Here is an 11666-nt window from a genome sequence, read left to right as displayed (position 1 = left end):
AGCTTAGGGTGCGGAATGTGGGTTTCAATCTCCTATGGAGATAAGTCTAAATTTGAACACTGATATATCTAAAGCTATAGATAAAGCTGCTGGAGCTGAGTTTCAATCTCCTATGGAGATAAGTCTAAATTTGAACCAGTTTATCCTGATATAGAATTGACTTTAATTACCTTTGGACAACCAGTTTCAATCTCCTATGGAGATAAGTCTAAATTTGAACCTGTTCCTAGATTACCCTCTAGTTTTGTGCCACGGCGTTTTGTTTCAATCTCCTATGGAGATAAGTCTAAATTTGAACGCACCAGATAATCAAAATCCTTGGTTTTCCCGGACTAGGTTTCAATCTCCTATGGAGATAAGTCTAAATTTGAACCCGGTCGTATTTCGAGATCCAGGCTCTTTGGATGGGAAAGTTTCAATCTCCTATGGAGATAAGTCTAAATTTGAACGCTATTGTATGGATCCAGGAAAAACACGTACTCCTCTTGTTTCAATTTCCTATGGAGATAAGTCTAAATTTGAACTGCTTTATACGGGGTCTCCTAGCTCGGAAGGGACACGTTTCAATCTCCTATGGAGATAAGTCTAAATTTGAACGATTATATCAATTAATGCACTAACAGGTTTACCGGAACCGGTTTCAATCTCCTATGGAGATAAGTCTAAATTTGAACACTGAGCTTCAACTAGAGAGACCCCCTTCTCAACTTAGTTTCAATCTCCTATGGAGATAAGTCTAAATTTGAACTTCTACCGGTTTTAATATCCATTATTTCCTGGGGTTTAGTTTCAATCTCCTATGGAGATAAGTCTAAATTTGAACCAACGGGAGCAGACTCAGACATTGGTTTTACACCGTTTCAATCTCCTATGGAGATAAGTCTAAATTTGAACTAAATATGGAAACAATTTTTCCAGGTAAACGCAAGGGTTTCAATCTCCTATGGAGATAAGTCTAAATTTGAACAGATACTTAAATAACTATATGTAGATGAAATAACCTGAACGTGTTTCAATCTCCTATGGAGATAAGTCTAAATTTGAACACATTCTCTGTTCATACAAGTGATGCGGAGATCTGGTTTCAATCTCCTATGGAGATAAGTCTAAATTTGAACGAGACCAGCCACAAAAAGATGAATAAAGCCCAGCTCGGTTTCAATCTCCTATGGAGATAAGTCTAAATTTGAACACAATGGAAAGAGTGGTCGCCCACCCATTAAAAGTTAAGTTTCAATCTCCTATGGAGATAAGTCTAAATTTGAACTTGTGGAAACGACCTTGAGACCTGTATTAGAAGAGTGTTTCAATCTCCTATGGAGATAAGTCTAAATTTGAACTGGATTGTAGTGGTTGGTCAGCAAAAGGAGTCGTATATCGTTTCAATCTCCTATGGAGATAAGTCTAAATTTGAACTTTTAACATCATCGACCAAATAAGAAGGAACAGAGTTTCAATCTCCTATGGAGATAAGTCTAAATTTGAACGAACAATCTGTAAGCTCAGCAAAACCAATTATTTTACCAAGTTTCAATCTCCTATGGAGATAAGTCTAAATTTGAACGCGGAAAGAAGACGCAAGAAAGAGGAGGAAAGAATGCGGGTTTCAATCTCCTATGGAGATAAGTCTAAATTTGAACCTAATCAATCTCTTGATTTCAATGAATTTAATAATCCACGTTTCAATCTCCTATGGAGATAAGTCTAAATTTGAACGGCGATCGCCCAAACCATTGCAGCAGGTAGCCTAGAGAGACATATTGCGAGGCGAATTGAGCTAACATAGAATATACCATAAAAGAGTAGAACGAAAGTACAGGGAAAAACGAGTCAAACCACCATACAGCAAACCTTTAAAAAATGCGAGACAAGAAACCAGTACCGGGAGTAGAAAAAGCTAATCAAATCAAAAGCTTCAGAGATGATTAGCCTAAAAGATGAACTCCAGAACCCAGACAACTCGCAGAAATCCCTCTACAGAGCAGCCAAGTAATTCATATCACTCGGTAAATAAATCACCTCATCATCAGCAAATTTAACCTCTAATAGACGAGTAGAGACCAAATACTTACCATTCTCTAATAAACGAGTGGGTAAGGCTGAAGCAATTAAATCAAAGAGCTGAGGTTTAGTAACCAAATCAGACCAGTTAAGCATTCCATTAACTGTTTTAGAATTATTAACCAAATTTACAGAAGTGGCTTTTTTTAAAGTCATCTTGACCTTAGCCATAAATTTCCCCAACCGCAGGTACTGAATCGGTAGTATGCTGACTTCAGCATCATAGATATTACTTAATCTTTCCATACTCGTAATTAAAGAGTCTTGACAGATTAAATAACCAAATGCATTAGCAAGAAACTGATTGGGTCTAGAAATAACAGTTTTCTGAGAAATAGGACGAAACATCTTAGCAAAACCCCAAGCGGGATAACCTAAGGACTTACCACGGGTTAGAGTAAACGTCTCATCCATGGTATTAAACTGGTTGATACAATATCGAGTATTATCTAAAACCTGTGCTGGAGTTAAATAAATTCCTGCCTCATTAATAGGAGCTAAATCTCGCTTATAACTGGGTTTTTGTCCCTCTTCTCTATAATGAGAACGCGCCAAATTTAAGGCATAACTTATGGAATAATTGTGTATAAACCAGCCAGTTTCAAATACTTTACCCCTTTCCGTAGTGGCATAAAAAACATAGTCTTCAAATTGAAGAAAATAGCGGTAAACTTCCATTACTCTATTACTCCAATTTTTCAACTTTTACCCTTAGATTTGGCATACTGGCGAGATGCAGCATCAAGACCAGTTAAGAAATTTTGGCAATTTTCTAAATCACTAAAAATCGAATTAAATTCCTCAACTAAAAGTTTTAAGTCCTCTGATGACATTGCCTGACTATGGCCAGGTAACTCAGTTAGAACTTCATTAACAACATCAAAAATATTACCAGTCTGTCGATCATTGTTAATAAAATTACCCAAATCCAAAATATCATTGATGTGACCTTCTGGGGATAACTTGTCATATAGTCTTTGGCTTAAATCAAGATTAGACAATTTTTCCACATTACCAAAACTAATTGCCACCAGGTGATTGCGAATATAACCTTGACGATTAGACTCAGCTCCATAACGAGTAGTTTGTAAAATATTACCCAAAACATACATAAATTCAGCAGGAGTAACATCAACCAATGTTTCTACACAGGGCAAAAAAATCTGGGGAATTAAAGTATCTTTTTCCGCAAATGCTGAACCACTAACACCACCTTTGGTTTTGTCTTGAATGGCATTAAGTTTAACCATTTTTTGAATCTTACTATAACTCCGTAAACTAAATGAAGAATCTGTTAAAACACGAGACTTTTGAGAAGACTCCCCCTTAACCGCAGCAAAACCATATAAAGTACAATCTGGGCATTCCCCACACATTCCATCCATTAAATAACATGATTCTACCTTTTGCTCTTGTTTGGATTTTTTATTTTCATTATCATCTCCTATTGCCACTAGTCCAAATTGACGTAAAAGAGCTTTACCAGTACGTCTTTCTGATGCAATTTGTTTGCGTTTAAACATTACTACTCTATCTAACTTTTGAGTAGCATTTTTAGAACTATATCCTGCTTGTAATATTTCCGTATCTAAAGTATCACCTTCGGTGGTAAAAATGGCATGGGACTTGGTTTCTCTTAACACTACAATTTGAATATATTTGTTTTGACGAAATACCGGAATGGATTCATGAAAATAGCGTTGGTACTTAGTTAAACTGGTAAATTTCATGGTTAAATCTCCTAACAATAATTAACTTTTGAACTTTTAGTTGAGCAGTCCGATAATTATTCGGATATGCTTATCCTCAAAAATTGATGGGTATTCAGTGATCTTGTCAACTTGACTCGTCAACTTGAGAGTTATTTTTCCTTTTAGCCCATACAGAACTCAAATGGACACTAGTGTAAAAGAAAACTCCATCGGCTAACTTATTTTCATAACGACTCAGAAGAGAAAAACTCCTGTTGCATCGTTGTTCAAATAAATTGATTACGATAGTTTGGGCAAATGTTTGGGCTAGTTGATTTTTTTCTTCCTCCTTTTTATGAAAGGGAAAAACAATTCCTGTTCCAGTTGATCGTTCTAACTGCTTAATTAAGCTCCCCGCAATATGTCCAATAATTTCTTCATTAGAAAGATTTGGTTCACGGCAGATCTCTTTCAAGGTGGAAATGGCAGCGCGATAGGTCTTTTCATAGCGATTAGCCTTTCCTTTACCATCAGACTCGGAAAAAGGTAAAAACAAATCTAAAGATTGAATAGCTATTGTTTCCGCTAAATTTTTGAGAGTCATAGAATAAGCATTATCCTTTTTTTCAAAACTGTCGAGAATAATATGACAAGCCAGAGTAAACACAGAGTTAGGTTTAAACTCTTTTTTTCGATCATAATCGGCAAAAAATCTTGCACCAGCCAGCTCATTTTGATTGATCTCTTGCAAACAGTTAGCAATGAATTTTTCCTCATCATTTAAAGTTTCGTTAATCACCCATAAAGCTGAGATTCTATCTAGTAATTCATCTACATTAACACCTCTTAAACTTAGTTTATTAGAAGATAATTCTTCCTTAGCATTGAATAACGAACGTAATGCTATATGCTCTCCATCTATTTCCAAAGCGTTAGTAATTTGGTCTAAATAGGCAACAGGAAGATAGGGTCTATCGGTTAAATAAACTCGCATTCCCAATAGATCCTGTAACACTAGAGCAGTTAAAAGACCTCTCATCCAAAGTTCAGATTTTTTGATTGGTTCGTTATAGCTTGATGATTCTAAACTGAAAATTAGAAAGTTGCTGGCTAAACGATGATGGTCATTATTTATTTCTGGATCATCATCCGAGTAATCATCATCATCTAAATACTCATCATCAGAGTAGCTGTTAGATCCTAGCAAATAATTACCGGGTATCCTTTGATGATTTTTTGTTTGTCGACTAGTCTCTTCTGCTAAACTGTTTAAAACCTCTTCGAGCCAAATTCTTCCTTCACCTTCAGATGAAATATCTTTGTTCTCTAACCAAATTCTGGGAATACTTTTGGCACCGTGTTTACCATATTGTTTGACTACAACAGAGGTTCTTCTTAATAAGTTTAACTCATTTCTTAACACATCTAATAACTCCGGAGTAATAATTGGATTAGGTAAAATGAAAAAGTATAATCTCGCCGAATTATTGGCTTCAGCTTGAGGTGCATAACCTAATCCGGATAATTTTCTAATCATCCATTCCAAATAGCACTGGGGACACCATAACCGTGAACTCACATCCTTAGTTTTAGGTAGTAACCGGTTAGAAAACTCTTTGATTCCATCCTCAATCATATCTGCTTTAATCGGCGAGGATTTCATTTTAGAAGTAATTACTCGGTTACATAAGCTACATAATTTTGCTGGGGAACCTGTCTTATTTTTAGCTGTGATAACTGTTAAACTATCAGCTTCTATCTCTTGTTTTTCTTCCCAACTTAAAACTAAATTTTTGCTTAAAAACTGATGGGTATCAAAACTAAATGCTAATTCATCCTCTACATAGTTTTTCCTTTTTTCTTGATTATCCGCTTCTCCAATGTCAGTTTCTAATTTTGACAATAATTGCTGATTTAAATGTTCTAATATTTCCAGAAGAGGAACGGTGGAAGCACTTTGATTTTGATGCTTGAAACTATGAAGATAGTGATAAGCTAAAAGGTGACTAAATTCAGGTGGTCCCCATTGCTTCAACGTGGAAACATTATCAAAAATGTTAGATATTATATCTCTGGGTATATCTAAAAAATTGCCCATAAATTCAATTGTTTTCTGCCAGGTATTATCAGGAGCAAGATAAACATCTCTGAGTAAATTTAACAAACCCCCTAAATAACTACTGACAGCTTTCCATTTCTCTGCAAAATCTTCCTGATTGTTTTGATCATCAGTAATCTTAAATATTTCTAAGAAATTTTCTTTATCTTTAAAAGTAGTAATAAATTTCTTATTTTCACTAAATCTTTTCTTGAGAAAATCTTCAAACCAGTCCGTTTTAGTTCTAGACTTACCTCTAGGAATAACATTATTTTTGAGATATTCTAATTGTTGTTTTATTCCCGAAAAAGCAAATATATATTTCTCAAATATTTGATACGTAGCATTGTATTGTAGCTCGTCATTTGAGACTTTACCTAATTGGCTTAAAGACTCGTTAAACTCATTATAGACAGAACTAATGAAGCTGTCTTTATCAAATGATTGTGTATCTTTTTCGCCAATATAAATCGTTCCATTTTCAAAAAATATTAGGGGATAGAAATTGTATTTCTCTTGTAAAGTTTTAGCCACTGATTGGTGGTATAAGTTAGTACTTAATCCTCGATAATCGTCTATTTTATGGTAATAAAAATGAATGTTTTTTAAACTTCTAGCAAAATCCTTTATCCGGTTTTTTAAACTATTTGTTCCCTCTTCTAGAGTTTGTATGGATGCCATCGCATCTGCTAATCTTACTAGGCTATAGAGTTTTTCGTAGTTGATTTCAGCACGACAATATTTGCGATCGCCATGAGTTGTATCACTCAGATGAATCATTGCTTCACGATATTCATAGCCATTTAAATCGTCATTATTTAACCATTCAGTTAAGGATACTTGATTAGCAATTTCTAACATCAATACGGGTTGGATGGAAGTTTCTTTCTGTTTTACTTCGCGAGCAAGATAATCATCTTTATGTAAATCATGGAGAGCAAATAAGGCGCAAACGCGGCGAAAATCCGATTCTGTGACCTTTGCTCCAGATGACAACAGAGAGTTTTGGTCTAGATAATTGAGAAATCTTACTAGTGCAGTTAGACCCACTAATACATGGGTTAACTGGGTAGTTGCTAAATAGGGTTTACCTGTGCGTTTATTTATAAAAGGAGTTCCATCCGGTTTAATACCCCCTTTGGCTAACCTACGGTGGAATTCTAATTCACTGCGTAACTTAGGGAAAATGTGTATTACAAAGTCTTTGAGAATTAGGGAGAAGTCACTCATACACAAAATAATTTGATTCAGATTCATTTCTCTAACTATTTTTATTGAATCACATTAAGTGTAGTGAATTAAACTACACTTATGTTTAACCTTATAAGTCAAAGTTAAGTGGGTGGGTGGAATTAAATATAAAATGAATGTAGGTTAGGTTGAAGTATGAAACCCAACGCCCGCATGGGTTTCGTTCCTTAACCCATCCCTAGGTCCAAGTTTTTTCAATGTAGGATAATCTCAGCTCCTGGTAACTGATTAAGATTCATGATTACCGATTACAAACTAAACTCATCGAATTTAATAACTGAAGAATTGGGACTTGTTGTATCGAAGCGATAACTGCTAACAGTACCGGTTCCAGTGTCAAAAATAGTAAAAACTGTGAACTGATTGCTTGCAATATAAGGTAAGGGTTGACCATCTTCCCCTAGGAGTGGAGAAATAGTAGGTGTGATTGGTGGTAAACCATTGGGATTACCACTTGCTATGTAGTCTTGTGGAAAATCCTCTTGATATTGCTGGGGGATGTCTCGCTCTCTTTTTCCCCAAGCAGCACCATAGGAATTACCCACATTAGAAGTTTCTAAAAAGTTGATTCCTCCTTGATTGAGAAACCGATTCCACAGGTGGGAGTGTCCATAAAAGACTAGTTGAACTTTGGCCTGCTCTAGTAAGGGTATCAAGTCACGAATTATATAATCGGTGTTCTTTGGATATTGATAGGTTACAGACTGAATATTCCCTAATTCATCTTTTTCAATAATCTGTAAGGGATTAGTATAAGGTGGGACAATATTATCACCTAGGGTATGTGCTGGATGGTGAAACATTACCACTTTATATTTTGCTTGTTCAAATTCAGGACTGTTTAATTCTTGCTCAAGCCAAATATACTGGTCACTTCCTGGAACAATTGGTTCATAAATTATTTGGCCATATCCCCAATTTTCAGGAGAGGAAAGTTGCTGATTTGTTTCTTTATATCTACCTTTGACAGGGGACTCTAATTTGGGATTTCGCCACGCGTTCGTCACATATAAGACTATTAATCTCACATCCCCAAAACTGAGGGCGTAATAGGTTTTTCCCCCGGTTTTACTCTCGGGTAAACTAAAAATTTCCTCGTAGGTAATAGTATTAAAACTATAGTCTTTTAAATATTCTTTTCCACAAACTTCATTATAGCATTCCTGAGCAATTTCCCGGGGAATGGTATCATTAAATTCCTGGTTTAAACTAATATTTCCCGTATATCTTCCCATAATCTCATGATTACCAACACAGGGGAACAAGGGAGCATTCTGAATAATCTTACCACCGGTATAGGTAAGTTTTTCCCCGTTATATTCCATAGTATATTGGGCACGACCTTGTAAACCTGGAAAAAAAGCATTACCGCGAAGATCATCAAACCATTCTGAAGCGCGGTCTGGCACATTGACTAAGTCTCCAGCAAACCACACCGCGTCAACTACACCGACCGTTTCCACCACTTTCTGTAAATTGGCCGCTGTCATTGGTTTTAATTGGTGATCGGAGGTGAGAAGAATTTTCAGGGGTTTACCTGGTTGGGGAATAGGTGTAAGGGTAAAAACCTCACTGTTTATTTTCACCCCATCTTCTGTTATGCTTGTTACATAGTAGGGAATCCGTAAATTGGGGGTTAGATCCGTAATTTCTGCTTCCTGTCGCCAAATATCTCGTTGAACTGGTTTTTGGTAAACTTGTCCTTTTTTTCTTTGCTCTTTTACCCTGGAGTCCTGATCTTCTCTGACGCGAGTCAGTTTTGTGGTTTGAGCAATGGTGGTTTTTTCCAGATGATGACCATGAGTAACTAAATGCTGCTCACCCGCAAATTCTGTAAACCAAACCACCCGCACCGAATTGACCATTGGTAGTTGTAGAAATGGATCTGTTAACAGTTGAGGTTTTGATGTCATTTGGGAAAACTGTGCGGTCATGGTTATACTATCTTACCATTGTATCATATCACCACAACCTATGAACACCCGAAAATCTCCCATCCAAATTTTTGGTGTATACGCCCTATTACTGGCGATCGCTCTTTTGACTCTTTTCCCCTTACTATGGCTAATTAGTACTGCTTTAAAATCACCTACGGAGAATCTTTTAGAGACTCCGCCAAAACTCTTACCCCTTCAACCCACCTTAGATAACTTCGTCCGGGTTTGGGAGTCCTTACCGTTTGGACAATATCTATACAATAGTTTTTTAGTAGCCATATTAACAGTAGTTTTGAACCTATTGTTTTGTTCCCTAGCAGCTTATCCCCTAGCAAGACTCTCATTTTTGGGGAGAAATACCATTTTTATTGCCATTGTTTCCACAATTATGATTCCCTTTCAGATTGTGATGATTCCCCTGTATATCATCACCGTTCAATTGGGTTTAACCAACAGTTATTTAGGAATGATTTTTCCCAGTTTAGCCTCTGCTTTCGGTATATTTCTGTTGAGACAAGCTTTTATGGGAGTGCCAAAAGAAATAGAAGAAGCTGCTCGTATAGATGGTAGTTCCGAATTGGGATTATGGTGGTTCATCATGCTACCAGCTATCAAACCAGCATTAATCACCTTGGCAATTTTTGTGTTTATTGGAGCTTGGAGTGACTTTCTGTGGCCATTAATTGTTATCCAGGATGAAAGCCTATATACCTTACCACTAGGGGTAGCTAAATTAGCAGGTACATTTTCCTTAGATTGGCGATTGGTAGCTGCTGGGTCAATTATTTCCGTTGCTCCTGTTTTACTCTTATTCTTATTTTTACAGAAGTTTATTGTGCCTACAGATACAGGCAGTGGCATCAAAGGTTAGAAGCCCTTGTTCATTTGTTCATTATAGCTGTAGCCACTTAAAAGGGGGGTGGAAGCGAGTTGAGTAGCTACCCATTAACCCTTCATATAGCATTATGGCTAAAGCTATAATTAAAATATACCCAACAGCAAACTAAACAGGTCTATAAACTCGATAATTAATGCTAGGGAAAATATTATCCATTAACTCAACCTTCTCTAGCCAACCGCTATCAACCTTGCCAATTTTAACATCTTCGTAAATTTTGTTAAACCGCATCAAATGAGACCTTGTTCTTCTTACCGCGTATGGAACCATTGTTCCTGTACGCATAATAAATGCCCAGTCAGAAGATTGTGCCAACAACAATTCCCGTGCTGCTTGATTCAATGCTTTCCACTGTAGTTCATCCGCTGGTTCAAGGCGAGAAAGTTCGATCATTCTTTCAGCAGCTTTATGTAAGTGAGCATAAATCCAGGCATTAGTATCATTTAACCAGTATTCATGGAAACCCTTGTAACCCCAACTAGATTGGGAGGGACGACAAACTTGCTGATAGGGATTATCTCGTAAGTAATCTGCCAAATGGGTCATTTGATATGTCCCCTGGTCATACCAGGACTTACGAAATAGATAATCAATAAACCAAGGACCTTCATACCACCAATGACCAAACAACTCCGCATCATAGGGGGAAATAATAATTGGGGGTCTACCCATAATACCATGTAGATGTTCGGTCTGCTTCTCCCGATTATACATGAAGTTAGCAGCATGTTCTGCGGCCTTTTCCTTAGCCCAGTAAGGATCATACAAGGCTTTGTCGGAAAGACCTAAGCCACGTCCGGTGATTTTATGATACTTAATCCCTATGTTTTTCCGCTGACCATTGGGCATAATATAGGGTTTGATGTATTCATATTCCGCTTCCCAACCGAGATCTTTGTAAAATTCCCGATATTCAGCAGCACCAGGATAACCCACTTCCGAAGACCATACCTGTTGTGAAGATTCTTGATCACGACCAAAAGCTGCTACTCCTGTTTCTGTAAAAATAGGAGCATAAGTTCCAAAGCGAGGACGGGGACGAGCATATAAAATACCATGACCATCGGTCAAAAAATATCTTAGTCCAGCATCCGCCAGCATTCGCTCTAAACCTTCATAATAGGCACATTCGGGTAACCAAATTCCCTTGGGTGGTTGACCAAAAGTTTCTGTGTAATGCTCACAGGCTACCTGAATTTGCGCCCATACGGCTTGGGGATACATTTTCATTAAGGGTAAATACCCATGGGTAGCTCCACAGGTAATGATTTCTAAGTTATTGCTTTGTTGGTATTCCTGGAAAGCTGTAACTAAATCACCATTGTATTTTTCCCAGACGTGGCGTGCTTCATTGAATTCAGTAGCATAGTGTTCAGCTAAATAATGCAAATGTCCATGCTGAAGATAGCGTTCTGATTCTAACTCTATTAATTCTTCCAGCTTACTTAGGTGTTGTTCATAGCGTTCTTGCAATAAGGGATCACGGAGCATGGATACCAATGGTGGTGTCATACTCATAGTGATTTTGAAGTCGATGCCATCCCGCTTCAATCCTTCAAATACTTTGAGCAAAGGAATGTATGTTTCTGTAATGGCCTCATATAGCCATTCCTCTTCCAGCACATAGTCACTTTCTGGGTGACGAACGAAGGGTAAATGTGCATGGAGTACAAGTGCGACGTAGCCTATAGCCATAATGGTTTTGGGGTTAGAAACTGAGGTTAAATTAG

General features: G+C 37.1%; 6 protein-coding genes and 1 CRISPR repeat array. Of the genes, 1 reads left to right on the top strand and 5 read right to left on the bottom strand.

All coding sequences use genetic code 11. From position 1 onward, the window contains the following. Positions 1–21 precede the first annotated feature (21 nt). A CRISPR array of direct repeats spans positions 22–1716; the repeat unit is 37 nt; unit sequence GTTTCAATCTCCTATGGAGATAAGTCTAAATTTGAAC. A 258-nt stretch (positions 1717–1974) separates the two neighbouring features. From cas5d to ASL19_RS07300, 4 genes are all read right to left on the bottom strand, one after another. After that, positions 1975–2739: a type I-D CRISPR-associated protein Cas5/Csc1 gene (gene cas5d, locus ASL19_RS07315; protein WP_057177815.1), complete on the bottom strand. Its 765-nt coding sequence runs from the start codon at positions 2737–2739 to the stop codon at positions 1975–1977. A gap of 20 nt (positions 2740–2759) precedes the next feature. Next, positions 2760–3791, bottom strand: coding sequence for a type I-D CRISPR-associated protein Cas7/Csc2 (gene cas7d, locus ASL19_RS07310; RefSeq protein WP_057177814.1), 1032 nt, complete (start codon positions 3789–3791; stop codon positions 2760–2762). Between the two features lie 106 nt (positions 3792–3897). Then, positions 3898–7107: a type I-D CRISPR-associated protein Cas10d/Csc3 gene (gene cas10d, locus ASL19_RS07305; RefSeq protein WP_057177813.1), complete on the bottom strand. Its 3210-nt coding sequence runs from the start codon at positions 7105–7107 to the stop codon at positions 3898–3900. Between the two features lie 242 nt (positions 7108–7349). Beyond that, on the bottom strand, positions 7350–9014 hold the full coding sequence (locus ASL19_RS07300; RefSeq protein ID WP_057177835.1) for a metallophosphoesterase: 1665 nt from the start codon (positions 9012–9014) through the stop codon (positions 7350–7352). Between the two features lie 61 nt (positions 9015–9075). Between ASL19_RS07300 and ASL19_RS07295 the strand changes: the two genes are divergently transcribed. Then, positions 9076–9909 carry a carbohydrate ABC transporter permease gene (locus tag ASL19_RS07295; RefSeq protein WP_057177834.1) on the top strand — a complete coding sequence of 278 codons (834 nt, stop codon included), beginning with the start codon at positions 9076–9078 and terminating at the stop codon, positions 9907–9909. 132 nt (positions 9910–10041) lie between these two features. Here the strand turns inward: ASL19_RS07295 and ASL19_RS07290 are convergent, their stop codons facing one another. After that, positions 10042–11631 carry a glycoside hydrolase family 57 protein gene (locus ASL19_RS07290; RefSeq protein ID WP_057177812.1) on the bottom strand — a complete coding sequence of 530 codons (1590 nt, stop codon included), beginning with the start codon at positions 11629–11631 and terminating at the stop codon, positions 10042–10044. Between the last annotated feature and the right edge of the window lie 35 nt (positions 11632–11666).

It is taken from the genome of Cylindrospermopsis sp. CR12 (assembly GCF_001432185.1).
Classification (GTDB): Bacteria; Cyanobacteriota; Cyanobacteriia; order Cyanobacteriales; family Nostocaceae; genus Raphidiopsis; species Raphidiopsis raciborskii.
This window is presented reverse-complemented; position numbering and strand designations above follow the sequence as displayed.

Coding starts and splice junctions, on each gene's coding strand:
- cas5d (WP_057177815.1), bottom strand. CDS start 2,739: ATGGAAGTTTACCGCTATTTTCTTCAATTTGAAGACTATGTTTTTTAT.
- cas7d (WP_057177814.1), bottom strand. CDS start 3,791: ATGAAATTTACCAGTTTAACTAAGTACCAACGCTATTTTCATGAATCC.
- cas10d (WP_057177813.1), bottom strand. CDS start 7,107: ATGAATCTGAATCAAATTATTTTGTGTATGAGTGACTTCTCCCTAATT.
- ASL19_RS07300 (WP_057177835.1), bottom strand. CDS start 9,014: ATGACATCAAAACCTCAACTGTTAACAGATCCATTTCTACAACTACCA.
- ASL19_RS07295 (WP_057177834.1), top strand. CDS start 9,076: ATGAACACCCGAAAATCTCCCATCCAAATTTTTGGTGTATACGCCCTA.
- ASL19_RS07290 (WP_057177812.1), bottom strand. CDS start 11,631: ATGGCTATAGGCTACGTCGCACTTGTACTCCATGCACATTTACCCTTC.